The organism is Pseudarthrobacter sp. BRE9 (assembly GCF_031844305.1).
In the GTDB taxonomy this organism is placed as follows: Bacteria; Actinomycetota; Actinomycetes; order Actinomycetales; family Micrococcaceae; genus Arthrobacter.
Window position 1 is genome coordinate 53,014 of the sequence record NZ_JAUZUY010000008.1, and the last position, 18,621, is coordinate 71,634.

General features: G+C 64.7%; 13 protein-coding genes. 8 read left to right on the plus strand and 5 right to left on the minus strand.

The window, feature by feature from the left end:
• Positions 1 to 2,677 precede the first annotated feature (2,677 nt).
• From trxA to Q9R31_RS14770, 5 genes are all read right to left on the minus strand, one after another.
• Positions 2,678 to 3,004, minus strand: a complete 327-nt coding sequence (gene trxA / locus Q9R31_RS14750) for a thioredoxin (protein WP_311263461.1) — start codon at positions 3,002 to 3,004, stop codon at positions 2,678 to 2,680.
• A 37-nt stretch (positions 3,005 to 3,041) separates the two neighbouring features.
• Positions 3,042 to 3,998 (minus strand): thioredoxin-disulfide reductase, encoded by a 957-nt coding sequence (gene trxB / locus Q9R31_RS14755; protein WP_311263462.1) that lies wholly within the window; start codon positions 3,996 to 3,998, stop codon positions 3,042 to 3,044.
• A gap of 274 nt (positions 3,999 to 4,272) precedes the next feature.
• Entirely contained in the window at positions 4,273 to 5,946 is a 1,674-nt protein-coding gene (locus tag Q9R31_RS14760; RefSeq protein ID WP_311263463.1) for an ABC transporter substrate-binding protein, read from the minus strand.
• Between the two features lie 161 nt (positions 5,947 to 6,107).
• Positions 6,108 to 8,249 carry a murein biosynthesis integral membrane protein MurJ gene (murJ, locus tag Q9R31_RS14765; protein ID WP_311263464.1) on the minus strand — a complete coding sequence of 714 codons (2,142 nt, stop codon included), beginning with the start codon at positions 8,247 to 8,249 and terminating at the stop codon, positions 6,108 to 6,110.
• Between the two features lie 60 nt (positions 8,250 to 8,309).
• Positions 8,310 to 8,810, minus strand: a complete 501-nt coding sequence (locus Q9R31_RS14770) for an NUDIX hydrolase (RefSeq protein ID WP_311263602.1) — start codon at positions 8,808 to 8,810, stop codon at positions 8,310 to 8,312.
• A gap of 208 nt (positions 8,811 to 9,018) precedes the next feature.
• Between Q9R31_RS14770 and Q9R31_RS14775 the strand changes: the two genes are divergently transcribed.
• The 8 genes from Q9R31_RS14775 (at position 9,019) to Q9R31_RS14810 (ending at position 18,618) form a co-directional block, all read left to right on the plus strand.
• On the plus strand, positions 9,019 to 10,527 hold the full coding sequence (locus Q9R31_RS14775) for a CCA tRNA nucleotidyltransferase (RefSeq protein WP_311263465.1): 1,509 nt from the start codon (positions 9,019 to 9,021) through the stop codon (positions 10,525 to 10,527).
• Complete coding sequence (locus Q9R31_RS14780; RefSeq protein ID WP_311263466.1) at positions 10,524 to 11,108, plus strand: histidine phosphatase family protein; 585 nt, start codon at positions 10,524 to 10,526, stop codon at positions 11,106 to 11,108. The genes Q9R31_RS14775 and Q9R31_RS14780 overlap by 4 nt, the downstream gene beginning before the upstream one ends.
• Positions 11,109 to 11,264: 156 nt before the next feature.
• The gene (locus tag Q9R31_RS14785; protein WP_311263467.1) at positions 11,265 to 11,399 is read left to right on the plus strand and encodes a hypothetical protein; all 135 of its coding nucleotides are present in this window, start codon (positions 11,265 to 11,267) and stop codon (positions 11,397 to 11,399) included.
• Positions 11,400 to 11,779: 380 nt separating this feature from the next.
• Entirely contained in the window at positions 11,780 to 11,908 is a 129-nt protein-coding gene (locus Q9R31_RS14790) for a hypothetical protein (RefSeq protein ID WP_311263468.1), read from the plus strand.
• Between the two features lie 48 nt (positions 11,909 to 11,956).
• Positions 11,957 to 13,417 carry a glycosyltransferase 87 family protein gene (locus Q9R31_RS14795; RefSeq protein WP_311263469.1) on the plus strand — a complete coding sequence of 487 codons (1,461 nt, stop codon included), beginning with the start codon at positions 11,957 to 11,959 and terminating at the stop codon, positions 13,415 to 13,417.
• Positions 13,410 to 14,852 (plus strand): NAD(P)/FAD-dependent oxidoreductase, encoded by a 1,443-nt coding sequence (locus Q9R31_RS14800; protein WP_311263470.1) that lies wholly within the window; start codon positions 13,410 to 13,412, stop codon positions 14,850 to 14,852. The genes Q9R31_RS14795 and Q9R31_RS14800 overlap by 8 nt, the downstream gene beginning before the upstream one ends.
• A 69-nt stretch (positions 14,853 to 14,921) precedes the next feature.
• The gene (locus Q9R31_RS14805) at positions 14,922 to 16,910 is read left to right on the plus strand and encodes a penicillin-binding transpeptidase domain-containing protein (RefSeq protein ID WP_311263471.1); all 1,989 of its coding nucleotides are present in this window, start codon (positions 14,922 to 14,924) and stop codon (positions 16,908 to 16,910) included.
• A 25-nt stretch (positions 16,911 to 16,935) separates the two neighbouring features.
• Positions 16,936 to 18,618: an ATP-binding cassette domain-containing protein gene (locus Q9R31_RS14810; RefSeq protein WP_311263472.1), complete on the plus strand. Its 1,683-nt coding sequence runs from the start codon at positions 16,936 to 16,938 to the stop codon at positions 18,616 to 18,618.
• Positions 18,619 to 18,621 lie beyond the last annotated feature (3 nt).

The window sequence follows — 18,621 nt, forward strand, 5'->3', positions numbered from 1 at the left end:
GGCGGCTACTCGGCAGATGAGTTCGTGCCAGGTTCTATTCTTAATGCGCTGACGATAAATATGCAGAGGAAAGTGTATCCAGTCCCATGAAGAGCCGTAGGTCGATGATCCTAGCGACGATAATTGCCATCGTGCCCGTTCACGGCCACGCGCATTAGTAGGCGATCTTCCCTGTATCTCAGGCCAAGTACTGAAAGCCGTGGTTGGTCACTGTGCTGCTGACGCCGTCACAGCGTAAGCATCCAGACAGCACTGGCCAATGGATACTCGAGGTGCTGAGGTCAGCCAGTCGAGAAATAGAACGAGCACTGCCCGGCTCGGCAGCCGGTTGTCGCTGTACGGGCTGGGCTCCTGACCAGCGGAGTCAGTATGCGCATACAGGCATGCCTCAATAGTTGCCGCGGGAGTTAGTTATCCGGCCTCGCGACCTGCCGCACCACCGACGGTTGGTCCTTGAGAGGGGGCGGGGTGTGAGCAGTTGGACGGTGGATATTGCTGTGGATAAGTGTGTGGATAAAGGATGATCCGCTGAGCGGCCGTTGGTCTCCGCTGTGAGTGCTGCTGCTCTACAAGGGGGACGCGCGCTCACCAGAACCAGCTGCTTGCCTTGACTGTGGCTGCTCTTGTTTCACGTGAAACACCTCTAGGCTGCATACGAGCAGCGCCCCTGATCTCGGCAACAACCACTAATGGCTGCTAAGTCCTCTGAGGGAGGCGCCAAGTGGCAGTCCGCTCTTGCTCTTGTCCTTTTCCCCGGCATCCTTCCACATCAGGCCTTGAGAAGTCAGCCCCTTGGAGAACCGCCTCCGACGTCGTAGACCGCGGTGTCCATCCTTGTGACCTGTGGATAAGTATGGGGATATCGTAGTGTCCTTGCTGTGGATAACCATGTGGACAAGACAAGGGCCGCTGACCGAGGACGTGATTGGGTAGGCTCTTTTCGTCGTGGCCAAGGTCCGTGTGCTGGCGCTGACCACCATGCGTGAGGCTCAGGATTGCCAGGAGCAGCGCACCGGACTTGGCCAGCGCGGAGGACCTGGCTGACCTATGTAGGTTCATTGTGGTGAGTGGCACCGCCGCGGTTGATCCAGTGGTTGGGCCGGTGCTCCGGGTCGTGGTGATGCAGGCACTGCTTCCACCTGTGCCTGAGGGGCAGACCGGCCGCTACAGCCCCCCGAGTGTCCATCACTGTCGGGACGCACGCCGTATATTCGGCGGCGAGTGCGAGTGCGAGTGCGAGTGCGAGTGCGAGTGCGAGTGTGACTGCGGCTGCGAGTGTCTCCGCCGCCAAACCAGGACGTGCACGGAGGACTTGTTTCGCTCACACCGCTGACGGGGATCAGCAGGTAGGAGCTCGGATCGCGTAGATTTACGATGCGCCGCTCCGCATATCGGAAGCAACACTGCTCCGTAGTGCCGGCGCCTCTAGTTTCACGTGAAACGAACTATCATCAACAGCGCAGCGATGTTTCACGTGAAACGTCCGCTCTACCCTATCGTTCGCCATGACTCTAGGAGGGGCCTTGAGGGGGACGAGTCGAATGAGCTACCGCAATACTGTTGGCGGTGCTCCTCATCGCTTTCACCCGGCCGGCATGCGCCCCTGGAGCGTCCCGCTGATCGTGCATCTGTCGTTCTCCCGCTTCTGAACATGAGCGAGAGTACGTATCTGTCGGTGTCGGTCGTCCGTGATATAGGCGAACAAAATTTCTGCAGCGGTCACAGCGATCGAGCAGTTTTGTTATCGCTACTGGGCTGCAGTGAGGCTAGTTGCACTCGTACTGGCGTGGGCTACCATGCTCAGCCCCGTGAGAGTCGGAAGGCTATATCAGCAGATGCCTGACTGACGCTGGCCTGCGGAATAGCTGGAAGTTCTACTAGTTCTTCTGGCTATGCCATCTGTATCTGCGTTGGCCGTTGTATAAGTGCTATCGACACGGTGTGTTGGAGTTTCCAGTCCCGTCGGCCTGCGCGCAGGCCGTGCATCGTCGGCTTTGCCCCTGTGACTTTGGCTATGGAAGCAAATGAGTGCCCGTACGGCCTAAAGATCATGATCTGGGTTATTCCGCACCGGAGGATAACTACGGCACGCGTTTATGAATTGCCCAAGGGGCCCCGTGCTGGTCCGTAGTGCCACTCCTGGGACGGCTTAGACTACTTTCGCAAGGACTGAGCGGTACTAGTTGATCGCTCAGAGAGGGCCATGGGCACTGTCGGCCTACTGGTCAGTTGTTTCACGTGAAACATTGCGGTGCGCGTGATCCTTGCTTGAGCATGATGAGGAGTTAGGGTGCAGCGTTGCGGAGTGCCAAGTCCCTGGAATGGTTGTAGTGACGCATAGCGGCAATAGTGGCCGATCGCAAAATCCAGGGAGGTCGTCCTCAGTCTTCGCGGTTTGCGCCGCAAAGAGTAGACGCTATTCCGAGAGCCTGTTTTATTAGCCTCATTGCATATCCTCTGCTTAGACACGGCCCAGCCGTGGGTCTATGCATGCCATCGTCGGACAAAGGTTGTGGAAGCAGTGGCTAGCCTGCGCCGACCGCGCACCGCGGGAAGTTTCACGTGAAACAACGTAGCGGGCACCTGCGCCTGAGGCAGGAAGACGAAAATGGCCACCGCCTAAGGCGGTGGCCATTTTCGCGTGAATGTCTCCCCTGCTTGTTACCAGGGCCAGCAGCTACGAGAGAACGTCAGCGAATTCCTTCTCGAAGAATTGCTTCGGCTTGGCGCCAATGACAGTGCTCTTCACTTCGCCACCCTGGAAAAGGTATACGGCGGGGATGGAGGTGATGCCGTATTCAGCGGCAATGGAGGGGTTGTCGTCAACGTTGACCTTGACGACGTCCACCTTTTCGCTGTATTCCACGGAGATTTCATCCAGGATGGGGCCAAGCTTGCGGCAGGGACCGCACCATTCGGCCCAGAAGTCCACGATTACCGGCTTTTCGGCAGACAGAACATCGGTGCCGAAACTTGCGTCAGTTACTTCTTTGGCGTTGCTCATAACCTTATCTTTCTCTTCGGATAACAGTGGGCGCGGACTATGCCGGCAGGTCGGCCAAGTAGTGTTCGACGTCGATGGCTGCCACGCAACCGGAGCCGGAGGCCGTGATGGCCTGGCGGTAGGTGGGGTCAACAACGTCGCCGGCCGCGAAAACACCGGGAAGGCTGGTCCTTGAACTGCGGCCCTCCACGGCAATGGTTCCCTCCGGCGTCAGCGCGAGGACGTCCTTGACGAGGTCAGTACGGGGATCATTGCCGATAGCGACAAAGACGCCGGTGACTGCAAGCTCCGACAGGGAGCCGTCCTGCAGGTTCTTTAGCCGGAGCCCGGTCACTTGATCGGTGCCCAGTACATCATCCACGGTGCTGTTCCAGACAAAAGTGATCTTGTCGTGGGCGAGTGCGCGGTCTGCCATGATCTTGGAGGCCTTCAGAGAATCGCGGCGGTGGACAACCGTTACTGATTTCGCGAACTTGGTGAGGAACAAAGCCTCTTCCATGGCTGAATCGCCTCCGCCGATAACGGCAATGTCCTGGTCCTTGAAAAAGAAACCATCACAGGTTGCACACCAGCTGACACCGTGGCCGGATAGACGCTTTTCATTGGGCAGACCCAGTTCCCTGTAAGCGGAACCGGTGGATAGGATGACTGCCTTTGCCTTGAAGGTCTCCCCCGTGCCGATGGTTACCGTCTTGACGGGTCCTTCAAGCTCAAGGGCGGTGACGTCCTCGAACTGGATCTCGGTCCCGAAGCGTGCCGCCTGTTTCTCGAAGTTCTCCATCAGGTCGGGCCCCATGATCCCGTCGGGAAAACCGGGGTAGTTTTCCACATCGGTGGTGTTCATCAACTCGCCGCCGGCGGTCACAGACCCAGCCAGCAACAGAGGCTTGAGGTTCGCCCTGGCTGTGTAGACGGCTGCCGTATAGCCCGCCGGGCCTGAGCCCACAATGATGACGTCGCGAACGTCGGACGCCGTCTTCTCTTCGATGGTCACTGGACCGTGAACCTCTTCCTTGTTCGACTCGCCTCCCGGTGGAGGCCGGCCACATGGCACAACTGTGTCCGCGTGCTGAATATTCCAGCGCCCGGGCAAGGTGAACCATCGGGGAAGACGGGAGACCAGCCGTCACAGGGCGCTCTTTCCAGAGTACATTCCCGCTGCGGCTGCCCGGACGGCAGCAGTAACAGGAACAGTAATATCCGCAGCCTAAAAGGCGCCTGCGGGACTCGCTTGCTACCGGACCTTGCCAGCTACTGGGCCCTGGTTGCTACTGGACCTTGATTTCAGCCAGTCGCAGACCGTAGCCGTAACGGGTCTTGGGCGCTGCCAGCTTGGGGAGTGAATTGATGGAGACAATCACGTACTGCGCCTGCACCGGTTCCGGGAGGGGCATGTTCAGGTCCGTGGACGTGAAGCTGGTGGTTCCCACGGCCTTGGCGCCGTCGATGGAAGGCTGGTCATTGGTGTAGACAGTGATGTTGCCACCCGATCCCCCGAGCTGGGAGAGCGTGATGGAAGAGACAGTGGAAGTGCTCTTCAGTTTCACGACGAGGGGAACACCCTGCGGGGCCAAACCACCCCAGTTTTCCGTGGCGAACTCCATGTCAGACCAGTAGCTGGCAGCGTTACCGTCATAGGCCTTGATCAGATCGCGATCGAAGGTGGCGGCGAAGTCGAAGTTCCCCTGCCGGCTGACGCTCTCAATGGCCGGCGGAACAGCGGGCGGCGCGGATGGTGCCGCCTGGGTTGCAGGTGCTGAGGCCTGGGAGTTGGTGGTGGCTGGGGCCGCCGTCGGCTTGGCCTGGGGGGCCGACGTAAAGAGGCTGCCCAGATTGGTCACGGCAAAGATCAGGCCCGCGATCAGCACGACGGCCAGGAGGCCGCCAACCAACCAACGCATGGAACGGGGCTGGGTTTCGGACTCATCACGGTCATCGTCGTCAGCGTCATCGGCACGGTCGGCGAACGCCACACCGGCGGCCGCGGGTGCTGCCGCACGCGCAAAGAGGGCCGACTTGCCCGCGGCTGGACGCGATTCCTGCGGTTCTTCGTGAGTTTCCTCGTAGTGGTCCTGGTCCCCTGCCTGCGCGTAGTCGTCATCGGACCACAGGGAAACCTTCGGCGTGCGGTCCTCTGCCGGCGGCTGGACCTGCGGCTGGCGGGTGTTTGGATCGGTCGTATCGTTGGGGCCGGTATCAGCCTCGGCAGAGCCTGCGCGGCCGGGCTGGGATTGGGCGCCAGGTGCCACGGGCTGCGCGGCCGTAGCATCAGGATCGATCCGGGAAGCCCCGGTTCCCGACTTCCAAGCAGCCGCACCAGCGCCGGCACCAGCGGCCGCGCCGGCAGCCGCACCAGCGCCGGCACCAGCGGCCGCGGCGGCACCAGTGCCAGCACCAGCACCTGCGCGGCCAGGCGCGGCCGGCTGCTGGGCAGCGGGACGGACAGGAGGCCTGGGCGGTACTGCCGGAGCTGAACGGTAAGGATCAACCTGGCTGGGGTGCGAATCGGGGTAGTTGATGTATCCGGCGTCGACGTGGTCTTCCTCGTCGTACGGCTCGGGCTCGTGCGACCGCGGCTGGCCAAAGATTTCACTGCCCAGCGTGTCCGTGAAGAACGGTTCCACATAGGGCGGGTTGGACGCCACGACCAGGTCCAGCAGGTCGGCGGCGGACGTGTGGTTGGTGATGAGGTAGGTGGCAGCCTCGGTGACGCCAAGGTCGAGGACCTGAACGGTGCCGGGACGTTCGCCGGTGGCGACTTCACGGGCACTCTGCGCAACCTGTTCGGTGTTCTCCGGCCCGGCAACCAGGATACTGACGGGGCGGTTGAGGACCTGGTCCACACCGTCCAGCACCAGATCGTGGTCGTGCGAGGCCAACACTGTGGCGGTGACCTTGTAGCGGCCGCCCAGTACTGATCCGACATCGATCGGGTTGGACACGTGTTCCTCCTAGACTGTCCGGGATTGCCGGTCTCATGACGCAACCGCCGTTCGGGTCCGCGCACGGCAAACCCTGAATGCAACTACCCCTGTACCTGTTCGATCCTAGCCGATCCGCCCCAAACGGCCGCGGAGAAGACGTGCGCCAGACCGGACGGGACTCACTTTTTCCGCTTGCGCCGGGTCTTGAAATACGGGTTCTCGCCGGCCTTCCCCTGGTAGGTACGGCGGCCGGGAAGGGGGATCTGCTCCCGGAGCAGGCCTCCCCGGGCGGTGCCGGGCTGGTCCTCGTCCGGCAGGTAGGCGCGGTCGGCACCCTGCGCTGCGCCGCCGTCGTACGTGTCCGGACGGTGCGCACCGCGTTCCGGATCCGGGCCGGCCCGGAAGGAGACGGCGTCGAATTCCCCCGAGATCCTGGGGATAAGGCCGGTGTCAACGGAGGTGGTGGCCCGCTCGGGACGGTGGCTGTGTTCCCCGTCCACACCTTCAGCAGGAGGGGACGACGGCGTGTCCCCGGCGTCCGGAGCAGCGCCCCGGCCGCCACGGCCCAGCCTGCCCAACAGGGGCCGGAGCATGTCGCTGAGCTCTGAGACCCGGAACAGCTTAAGCAGGAAGAAGTACACCACCAGCATGACGGGGCCCACCACAACGACGGTCACCAGCGCAGTGAGCCGGTTCTGCCACGCGAAACCGTCCGGGTTGTAGCTGCCCATAAGCCAGAGGGCGCCCGCACCGGCGATTGCCGAACCGAGGGCCGCGTAGCCCATCCGGATGTACGAGTTGGCGATCCGTGCGCCGTCCAGATGGCCCAGCATGCGCCGCAGGAAGAACGCGCTGATCACCACTGACAGGATGTTGCCCACCATGTAGAGGACGGCAATGGCGTAGATGATCTGGCCGACCGGCAGGAACTGGATGGCAAACGCCCCCGCCACATACACCACGGCCAGCAGCAGCTGCACGTAGAACGGCGTGCGGGCGTCCTCGTTCGCGTAGAACACGCGGGACATCATGAAGTTGGCACTCATGAAGGGGGTGCTGAGGGCCAGGATGGTGAGCGTCTGGGCCAGCATGACGCCGTCCTGCCGCAGTCCGCCGGAGAAGAACATGCCCAGCGGCCCGGCCAGGGCAAACAGCGCCAGGGCACCGAACACGGTGGCCACGGCCATGGTCCTGAGCCCATGCGAGAGGGCATCGCGCAGTTCCGCGCGGTTGCCGTCCTGCGACGCCCGGGTCATGCGGTTGAAGAGCACGGTAGCCAGGGACAGGGCAATGATCGAGTGCGGCAGCAGGTACAGCTGGCTGGCCACCTCAAGGACCGCGTTGCCGGGAAGGGTGTATGCCGAAGGGTCCCCCGCCTGCTGCAGCCGGATGCGCTCCGCGCCGGGAATGGTGGCGATGCGCATAACGTACAGGAAGGCGAGCTGCCCGACGGCGGCCGTCAGGAGCGTCCATACGCTCAGCCTGGCTGCGTGGCCCAGTCCCACGCCCCGCCACCCGAACCGGGGACGGAGGCCGAGTTTCAGCCGGAAGACCGGGACCAGCAGGATGGCGGTCTGGGACAGCACACCGATGGTGGAGAAGCCGGCTACCAGGAGCGTTTGCGTGGCCCCCCAGTTGTCCAGCGTGTGCGGGTTCAACTCGTTGGTCCCGAAGATCCAGATGAACATACCCAGGCCGGCGATGGCCACCAGATTGTTGAGGATGGGGGCCCACATGGCGGGGCCAAACGCGCCGTTGGCGTTGAGGACCTGGGTGAGCAGGGCATAGAGGCCGTAGAAGAAGATCTGCGGCAGGCACCAGAACGCAAAGGCCACCGCCAGCGCCTTCTGCTGCGGAGAGTAGCCCTGCGTGGTCAGCTCGATAACGCCGGGTGCCGCCAGGGTGACCAGGGCGGTCAGGCCGAACAGGAGCAGGACAGCCAGGGTCAGCAACCGGCTGATGTAGTCTGCTCCCCTGTCCGGGGCCTTGCTGGCCTTGATGATCTGCGGGACCAGTACGGCGTTGAACACACCGCCGGCCACCAGGAGGAAGATCAGGTTGGGCAGGTTGTTGGCGTTGATGAATGTGTCATTGACCGTTGAGCCCAGGCCCAAAGCAGTACCGAGCATCCAGGTCTTGCCGAAGCCCAGGAAACGCGACACCAGTGTCCCGGCAGCCATAATGGCGCTGGAGCGGGTCTCGCTGGCGCCCGCCCCTGCGGGCTGGGCAATGTCCGGAGCCGCCGGCTCCGGCGGCACGCCGTCGGGTGCCGCGTCATCGGGCCGGCCGGACCGGTCGGAAGGAAAGTTGGTAGCTGACATCGACTTCATCGTCTCACCCACCGGCCCTTAACACCGCAATGGCGACGGCGGCGTCCGGGCCTAAAGGTGTCCGGGCAGGACCTCGCGGGCGAGGTCGGCGATGCGGCGTTCGTTGGGAAACGACAGCTTCCGGGCGAGTTCCTGGATGGGTACCCATGCCACATCCACGGCTTCCTGGTCCGGATCGTTCTCGATGGTGAGTTCGCCGCCCGTGGCGCGCAGGAGGTAGTGGTGCACCGTCTTGTGGACCCGGTGGCCGCTGACGGTGAACCAGTAGTCGATGCTGCCAAGCGGGGCCAGGATGCGTCCCTCGATGCCGGTTTCCTCGGCAATTTCCCGGACCGCTGCCTCTTCGTTGTTTTCCTTGCCCTCCGGATGCCCCTTGGGCAGGCACCACTCGAGGCGTCCGCCCCGGTTAAGGCGGGCGATGATCGCAACCCTCAATTCGGCGTCGGACGTATCCACCACAACGCCGCCGGCGGAGACTTCCTCCACCGTAGGCAGCGACGCCGGTGCCGATTGCTGGGCAGGGGCAACGTGCGCCCCGATTGCCGACGGCAATGGTGCGTTCGTCCTCCTGCCTGGAGCGCTCGGTACTGGATGGGCCATGGAGTCCACTCTAACGACTGTTGCCCTCCCGTGATGACCGGAACATGACACCAACATGGACGGGATATGACGCACTTTCCGGCAGGGGACGTCAATCGGCGCGGATCGTGACCCTTTTTTGGACTGCCGCGGCGCTGGTTTCTGCCAAGCTTAAGGAACTATGTCGCACGCACATCACAAGATTGATTCCCACACTGTCGACTTCAAGGTGGACCCGGTGGTCCTGGAGCTCGGGCAGCGCTTCGTGGACGCCGGCCACGAATTGTCCCTGGTGGGCGGTCCGGTGCGCGACCTGTTCCTTGGGCGGACCTCCCCCGACCTGGACTTCACCACCGACGCCACCCCGGACCAGACCGTGGCTCTGATCAAGAAGTGGGCGGACAACTTCTGGGAGATCGGCCGGGCCTTCGGCACCATCGGGATGCGCAAGGCGGGGTTCCAGATCGAGGTCACCACGTACCGGGCCGAGGCGTACGATCCGGATTCCCGCAAGCCCGTGGTGGCGTTCGGTTCGTCCCTGACCGATGACCTGCTGCGCCGCGACTTCACCATCAACGCCATGGCGTTGAAGCTGCCCTCCATGGAGCTGGTGGACCCCTTCGGTGGCGTCCGCGACCTCCACGCCTCCGTGCTGGCCACCCCCGGCGCGCCGGAAGCGTCATTCTCCGATGACCCCCTCCGGATGATGCGCGCCGCCCGGTTCGCCGCGCAGCTGGGCGTCTCGGTCTCCGACGACGTGCGGGAAGCAATGACGGGCATGGCGGACCGGATCAGGATCATCTCGGCGGAGCGCGTTCGTGACGAACTGGTCAAGCTGATCTGCGGAGCCCGGCCCAGGACAGGCATTGACCTGCTGGTGGACACCGGGCTGGCCGAGCATGTGCTGCCGGAGGTCTCCGCCCTCCGCCTTGAATCCGACGAGCACCACCGGCACAAGGACGTCTACCAGCACTCCCTCCAGGTCCTGGAACAGGCAGCAGAGCTAGAAACCGGCGCGGAGGGGCCCGTGCCCGGCCCGGATTTCGTGCTGCGTTTCGCAGCATTGATGCACGACGTCGGGAAGCCGGCGACGCGCCGCTTCGAACCGGGCGGCGCGGTGAGCTTCCGCCACCACGACATGGTGGGTGCCAAGCTCACCACCAAGAGGATGAAGGCACTGCGGTTCGACAATGAGTCCATCAAGGCCGTTGCCCGGCTGGTGGAGCTTCACATGCGCTTCTATGGCTACGGCGACGCCGGCTGGAGCGACTCGGCCGTCCGCCGGTATGTGACGGATGCCGGTCCGCTGCTGGAGCGGCTGCACCGCCTGACCCGCTCCGACGTCACCACCCGGAACCAGCGCAAGGCCGAGCGCCTGGCCTTCGCCTACGACGACCTCGAATCCCGCATCGCCGCACTCCGCGAACAGGAGTCCCTGGACGCAGTGCGCCCGGACCTTGACGGTGCCCGGATCATGGCCCTGCTGGGGCTCAAGCCGGGGCCTGTGGTGGGGCGCGCCTACAAGTTCCTCCTGAATGAACGGATGGAACACGGACCACTGCCCACCGAAGATGCTGAGGCGCGGCTCCTGCATTGGTGGGCCGAACAGCCTGAATCAGCACCTGCCGGACCCGGCCCCGAAGCCCCTCCCGCCGTCGTCGAACCTTCACCCGTTGAGGAGTCCAAGTGACCAACCCCGCCTTTGCCCCGCGCCCCCAGCTCTGGATCCTCCGCCACGGCGAAACCGAATGGTCCAAAAGCGGACAGTACACCGGCCTCACGGACCTCCCCCTGACGGTGGAAGGCGAGCAGCAGGCCGTGGAGGCCCGAAAGGTATTGGACGGCGTCGACTTCGACCTGGTGCTGACCTCCCCGCTGCGGCGGGCGCGGCGGACAGCCGAACTCGCCGGATTCCCCGATGCCCGGCATGAACCACTCGCCGTCGAATGGAACTACGGCGACTACGAGGGCATCAGTTCGGACCTGATCCGCAAGGACAACCCCGACTACCTGATTTGGACGCACGGCGTGCCCAACGGCGAGACGCTCGACGAGGTTGCCGCGAGGGCGGACAAGATCATCGGCCGGATCCTGGAGTCCGGGATGGATAACGTGCTGATCGTGGCGCACGGACACTTCTCCCGTATCCTCACCGCGCGCTGGCTCGAATTGCCGCCCGCAGAAGGCCGGCACTTCATTCTTGGCACGGCGAAAGTCTGCACGCTTGGCTGGGATAAAAAGACTCCCGCTATTGTGCGCTGGGGCCTTTAAATCTCCTTATTCAAAAAGTTTTCTTCTTTTCCCCGGAAATTGCTGGTCTTCTCCGGATCCCTGGGGTACCTTTATTCCTGACCCCACGGTGATCTGCCCGGGTCATGGACCGCATTGCAATCCACGCAGCGGACAGCAGAAAAGGAGGTTGGGATAATGATGACTTTGACTGGCGAATGGAATGCCTCCATCAATGCATTCCCGGCCTTTGCTGATGGCGCATGCGTTGCTTCGGTCAACTCCGGTTACCGCCGGGCGGCGGCCCTCCCGGGCCTGCTGCGACGCCGCTAACCGGCGCCAGCTTGCCGGGCGCCAGCGCCGCCAAGGCTTAGTCCGGGCACCGTTGATGCCGGGCATCCGTTGAGGCGGGGCGTCCGAATTGGCCGGCTGTGCTTCCGCGCTGACTTCGGCGGAACCGCTGTTACCCCGGCACCCTCTTCGCAGCCGCGCAATCCCGTATTCGTCTAAGCTCCGTCGCGTGCCTGGCAGCGCTTCGCCCTTGGCTCCCGGCTGTCCCGCCCCGTAATTGTGCACTTTGTACAATTCCCGCTAATTCCCATCTGTGGATTCCCCGCGCCCTAATTTCGGGCCATTTGGGCGCCGAAAAGAGCCATTAATGCATCGTGCAATTTTCCGTGCGCAATTGCCAAAGAAAGGAGGTGGCTCCCTTGATGCAAAAAATATTGGGACTCCTGTCCCGCCCCCTGCAGCGCCGCAGTTCCCTGAACACCGCACTGCTGGAGCAGCATAAGAACGACGTATTCGTGCTCATGCACCAGCAGCTGGGCGGCCTGCGCTGACGGCTGGCCCCGATCCCGCGGGATGGGGCCGGCTGTAAGCTCGATGCCATGCACGAGACCCAGGCGCCGGACGGTGGACGACGGCCCCGAATCGTGGTGCCCAGCCGCAGCGACGCCCTGCTGCGGAAATTCACCGAGGTGGTCGGCGGCCCGCTGGGGAAGAGGTCAGAACCCGGCGTGGCCTCCCCCGGCATCTATTCCGTGGAGCGGGTCCTCGTTGTCCTCACGGCGCTTGCAGCCTTGGTGGGGATCCTGCTGAAAGGCTACTGCAGGGTTAACGGCTGGGAGACGCCCACGCAGTTCTATGCCACCTGCTACTCGGATTTCCCCGAACTGTTCCGGAACCGCGGCCTGTCCGCCGGAATCTTTCCCATCCTGGGCAGCGGCAGCCAGTTCGAATACCCGGTGCTGCTCGGGTTGATCGCGGGGGTAACGGCCTGGCTGGTGCCCGGCGGAGATGCCAGCGCCCGTGCCCTGGCCTACTTTGACATCAACGCCGTGCTGCTCGCGGCGGTGGCCATGATCACCGTGCTGGTAATTGCCCGCATGCCCGGCCGCCGGCCCTGGGATGCTGCCATGGTCTCCCTGGCCCCGGGGATCGTGCTGGCTGGAACCATCAACTGGGACCTGTGGGCTGCGTGCCTGCTTGCTCTGGGAATGTACTTTTTTGCACGGCAGCGGCTTGCTCCGGCCGGGGTCCTGATTGGCCTCGCCACTGCCACCAAGCTGTATCCGCTGCTGGTGCTGGGCGCCATCCTGCTGCTTGCTGTACGCACGGGAAGGTGGCGCCCGCTGCTGGTGACCGCTGGCAGCGCGGCCGCCACCTGGATAGCCATCAACCTGCCATTCGCGGCCGCCAACCCCTCGGGGTGGGCCTACTTCTTCCAGTACAGCGCCGACCGGGGCGCCGGCTACAGTTCAGCATGGTTCGCCTACAACCTGGTGGCGGACAGGCTGGGCTGGTCCGGGCTTGGCCCCGGCGCCGTCAGCACCCTGTCCGCCGGGTTCTTTACGGTGGCCTGTGCAGGCATCGCCGCTGTTGCCTTAACCGCCCCCCGCCGCCCCCGACTGGCGCAGCTCGCATTCCTGATCGTCGCGGCCTTCATCCTCACCAGCAAGGTCTACTCGCCCCAATACGTGGTGTGGCTCATTCCGCTGCTGGCGCTGGCCAGGCCGCGGTGGCGCGACTTCCTGGTTTGGCAGGGCATCGAAGCCCTGCATTGGGCTGCGATCTGGATGTACCTTGGACAGGTGACCAGCGCAGGTTCCTCCCAGCACAACCTGGACATGCCCTACTACGTCCTGGCTGTTGCCGCGCACATGGCCGCGGTGGCCTACCTGATGGCACGCGTCGTCTGGGACATCTACGACCCCACGTATGACCCCATCCGCCGCCACCACGTCGACGATCCGCACGCGGGTCCGTTCGCCAATGCGCCGGACCGGATCCGGCTGACGCCAATGCGTCCGGCTTCGTTCCGCCCTTCAAAGGAGGGGTCCCATGCCTGACGTGGCGGTAGTGGGCTCCGGCCCCAACGGACTCTCGGCGGCAGCGGTGATGGCGCGGGCCGGGCTGTCAGTGGAGGTCTTCGAGGCAGCAGCAACGATTGGCGGCGGAACGCGGACCACGGAGCTCATGCAGCCCGGGCACTTCCATGATGTCTGCTCGGCAGTGCATCCAATGGCTGTGGCGTCCCCTTTCTTCCGCGCTTTCGAGCTGCCCCGCCGGGTGGACCTCATCACCCCGGACGTGTCCTTCGGTTCACCGCTGGAAGGCGGCCGGGCAGCCCTGGCCTATAAATCGATGGACCGAACCGTCGAAGGACTGGGCCAGGACGGCCCCGCCTACCGGCGGCTCATGGAACCGCTGGTGCACCGCATCCACGACGTCATGGACTTCACCCAAAACCAGCTCCTCCGGATCCCCCGGAACCCCTTGGTGGCCGGCGTCTACGGACTGCGGACCCTGGAGCAGGGGACCGGGCTGTGGAACCTCCGATTCCGGGAGGAGCTGGCGCCGGCCCTCCTCAGCGGAGTGGCCGCCCATGCCGTCTCCCATTTGCCCTCCCTCGCAGCGTCCGGAGCCGGGCTGATGCTTGGTGCCCTGGGACATGCCGGCGGCTGGCCCATCCCGCGCGGCGGTTCCGCAGCCATCGCGGCAGCACTCGCGGACGACATCCGCGCCCACGGAGGCGTCATCCACACCGGAACCCCGATAGACCGGTTGGAGCAGCTGCCCGCCACCCGTGCCACACTGCTGGACGTGGCTCCGCGGGGATTGCTGGGCATGGCAGGGGAATCACTGCCCGGGCACTATCGGCGGGCCCTGGAGCGTTTCCGCTACGGCAACGGCTCGTGCAAGGTGGACTTCATCCTGTCCGGGCCGGTGCCGTGGCAGGCCAGCGGACTGTCCGACGCCGGCACGGTGCACGTAGGCGGCACGCGGGCCGAGCTGGCGCGCTCGGAGAACGAGGTCAGTGCCGGACGCCACCCCGAACGGCCCTACGTGCTGGTGGCCCAGCCGTCCCGCTTCGATCCCGGCCGCGCTCCCGCAGGCCGGCACACACTCTGGACGTACTGCCATGTTCCTTCCGGCTCGACAGTGGACATGACCAGCCGGATCGCGGCGCAGCTGGAACGGTTCGCCCCGGGCTTCCGTGACCTGGTGGTGGACTCTCACGCCTTCACGGCAGCGGAGCTGGCTGAGTACAACCGCAACTACATCGGGGGCGATTTCAGCGCCGGCATCATGGACGTCCGGGGCCTGGTCCAGAAACCGGTGGTGTCCCCCGTTCCGTGGCGGACGCCGCTGCTGGGGGTCTACCTGTGTTCGTCGTCGACGCCGCCCGGTCCCGGGGTAACCGGCATGCCCGGGATGCACGCGGCAAAGTACGCCTTGAAGGACGTCTTCAAACTGCCGGTCCCGGATCTGGGCCTCTCATAGGGCTCGCAGGCCGGCCACGATTGCACAGGGGTGGCGCTGATGGCAGCCGGTCCGGGGGATAATGGCGCGATGGGGAAATCAACAAAACTTTCGCTTGCCATAACTGCGCTCATCCTGGGAACCTCGCTCGTGGCCTGCGATGACGGAAAGTCCGGGGCCGAAGCCGCGGCACAACAGCTGGCCAGCGCAGTCTCGGCGCTCGATGTAGGGTCCGTGGCCTTCGACGGCAAGGACGCCGCCGCGGCCAACGACCAGCTGCACCAGGTCTTCGCGGCCCTGGATCCGCAAAAGCCCCAGGTCCAGGCTGGAGGACTCACGCTGGACGGCGACAAGGCCTCGGCACCCTTGAACTACTCGTGGAAGTTCGGCGACGCGGAATGGAAGTACACCATCGCAGCGAACTTCAAAAAATCCGGCGACAAATGGCTCACCGTCTGGGATCCGGCCATCCTGGCACCCGGCCTCGGGGAGAGCGAAATCGTGACCAAGGGATCCCAGTCCCCCCAGCGCGCCGACATCCTTGGCGCCGGAGACGTCCCGCTGGTGACTTACCGCCCCGTGGTGAATGTGGGCATCGACAAACCCCAGCTGGGCGGCGCAGACCCGGCCGATTCCGCCGGAAAACTGGCTGCACTGGTAGGGGTGGACCCTGCCGCCTACGTACAGCAGGTCAAGGCAGCCGGCGCCCAGGCATTCGTTCCCGCCATCACCCTCCGTGAGGAAGGCCGGACCATCTCCGATGAGCAGATCCGGGCCATCCCGGGCGCCCGCGGCATCCCCGCATCGATCCCCCTGGCCCCAAGCAGGACGTTTGGCCGTGCCGTGCTGGGCTCGGTGGGTGCAGCCACGGCCGAACAGATCGAGGCGTCGAACGGCGCCCTGGCCGCCGGGGACGTGACCGGCATCGGCGGGCTCCAGCAGCAGTACGACGAACAGCTCCGCGGATCGGACGCCGTCGTCATCCGCGCGCAACGGGCCGACCTCACCCGGGAACAAATCCAATCCGCCGGCACCGACCCCCGCCGCGTCCTCTTCCAGGTGGAGCCCAAGCCCGGGACGCCGCTGAAGACCACCCTCGATCCGCGGCTGCAGACGCTGGCGGAGAGCACCCTGGAGGCAGTTGGGCCGGCGTCAGCCATCGTTGCCCTTCGACCCTCAAGCGGCGCGGTGCTGGCAGCGGCTTCCGGGCCGGGCAGCAACGGCTACAACACGGCAATGCTGGGACAGTACGCACCGGGCTCCATCTTCAAGATGGTGGATTCCCTGGCCATGTTCCGCAACGGGATGACGCCGGACTCCACCGTCCAGTGCACCCCCACGCTCACCGTGGACGGGCGGACCTTCAAAAACTCCGAAGGCTACCCCGAGACCTCCTTGGGTACGGTGACGCTGCGGGATGCCTTTGCCCACTCCTGCAACACAGCCTTCATTTCGCAGCGTGACTCCGTATCGCAGGGCCAGCTTGAAGCCGCTGCCACGTCCATGGGTGTGGCGGTCGAGGCGCCGAAACTTGGTGCCGAGGCATTCCTGGGTTCTGTTCCCGGGCAGGCGCAGGGCACCGAGCACGCGGCCTCCATGATTGGCCAGGGCAAGGTACTGCTCTCCCCGCTGGCCGCTGCGATCATGGCCGGGTCCGTTGCCAAGGGCGGCCCCGTCTCCGCGCAGCTGGTCCTCAACCCCGACGCCGGAGCGCCGGCTGCCGGAACGACGGCAGGCTCCACCGCTCCTGCCGCCGAACCGTCCGCGACTGCCACAGCCGAGGCACCCTCCACCGCCTCTGACAAGCCGATTACGGCCGCGGAGGCGGCATCGCTGGCAGACATGATGCGCGCCGTGGTCACCTCCGGTCACGCAGGCTTCCTCTCCAGCGTCCCCGGGGCACCTGTAGGGGCGAAGACCGGCACCGCCGAATTCGGCACAGAGAATCCGCCAAAGACCCACGCCTGGATCGTCGCCGTCCACGGCGACCTGGCCGTGGCCGTGTTCGTGGAGGACGGCGGCCTGGGCGCCACCACCTCCGGCCCGCTGCTGAAGCAGTTCCTCACCGCCGCCGGCTAGGGGCGGCCGTGGGAGGATTGACGGTGTGGCCCATATTGACGTTTCCGGCATCGACTACTTCCTCTCCGACGGCACCCAGCTCCTGAATGGGGTGACCTTCAAGGTTCCGGACGGCACCAAGACCGCCCTGATCGGGCCCAACGGCACGGGTAAAACCACGCTGTTCCGGATCATCGCCGGAGACCTGGTTCCGGATGAGGGAGTGATCGGGCGCTCCGGGAACATGGGCATCATGCGCCAGTTCGTGGGGCAGGTGCGGGACGGCTCCACCGTCCGGGACCTCCTGGTCTCCGCCGCTCCCCCGGCCCTGGCTGCCGCTGCCCGCGAGGTTGATGATGCCGAACTGGCCATGATGGAGCACGACGACGAACCCACCCAGATGCGCTACGCCCAGGCGATCGTGGACTGGGGGGATGCCGGTGGCTACGACGTCGAGACCGTCTGGGACGAGGTCTGCATGGCCGCGCTGGGACTGCCCTTTGACCGCGCACAGCACCGCCCGGCGTCGACCCTTTCCGGCGGCGAGCAGAAGCGGCTGGTGCTGGAAGCCCTGTTCGCCGGCCCGGACGACCTCCTCCTCCTCGACGAGCCGGACAACTACCTTGACGTGCCCGGCAAACGCTGGCTCGAGGAGAAGCTGAATGACTCAAAGAAGACTGTCTTCTTTATCAGCCACGACCGGGAACTGCTGAACAACGCGGCCGGGCGCATTGTCACCCTGGAGCCCGGGATCAACGGCGCCGCCGCGTGGATCCACGGCGGCGGGTTCGGGTCCTATGTGGAGGCCCGCGCAGACCGGAACGCCCGGTTCGAGGAATTACGGAAGCGCTGGGACGAGGAGCACATCAAGCTCAAGGAACTCGTCAACATGTACAAGAACAAGGCAGCGTTCCGCTCCGACATGGCCAACCGGTACCACGCGGCCCAGACCCGGCTGGCCAAGTTCCTTGAAGTTGGGCCGCCGGAGGCGCTGCCCATCGAGCAGAACGTGCAGATGCGGCTCAAGGGCGGGCGCACCGCCAAACGTGCCATCGTGGCGGAGCGGCTGGAGCTGACCGGCTTGATGAAGCCATTCTCCACCGAGGTCTGGTTCGGCGACCGTGTGGGTGTGCTGGGCTCCAACGGCTCCGGCAAATCCCACTTCCTGCGGCTTCTGGCCACCGGCGGCACCGACCCCGAACGCGAGCACCTGCCCGTGTCCGATGTCGATATTGCCGAGGTGCCGCACGAGGGCACCGTGAAGCTTGGTGCCAGGATCCGGCCTGGATTCTTTGCCCAGACCCATGTGCGGCCGGACCTGCTGGGCAAGACGCTCCTGGAAATACTGCACCGCGGCGACGAACACCGTTCCGGCCTGGGCCGGGAGGCGGCCGCCGGTGCCCTGGACGGGTATGGCCTGGCCGGGCAGTCGGAGCAGAAATACGAATCCCTCTCCGGCGGGCAGCAGGCAAGGTTCCAGATCCTCCTGCTGCAGCTCAGCGGCGCCACCCTGCTCCTGCTGGACGAGCCGACGGACAACCTGGACCTGCACTCCGCTGAAGCGCTGGAACGCGCCATTGACCATTTCGAGGGAACCGTCCTGGCCGTCACCCATGACCGCTGGTTCGCGAGGACCTTCGACAGGTTCCTGGTGTTCGGCTCCGATGGAAAAGTGTACGAATCGGCGGAGCCGGTGTGGGATGAACAGCGGGTGGAACGCGTCCGCTAACTA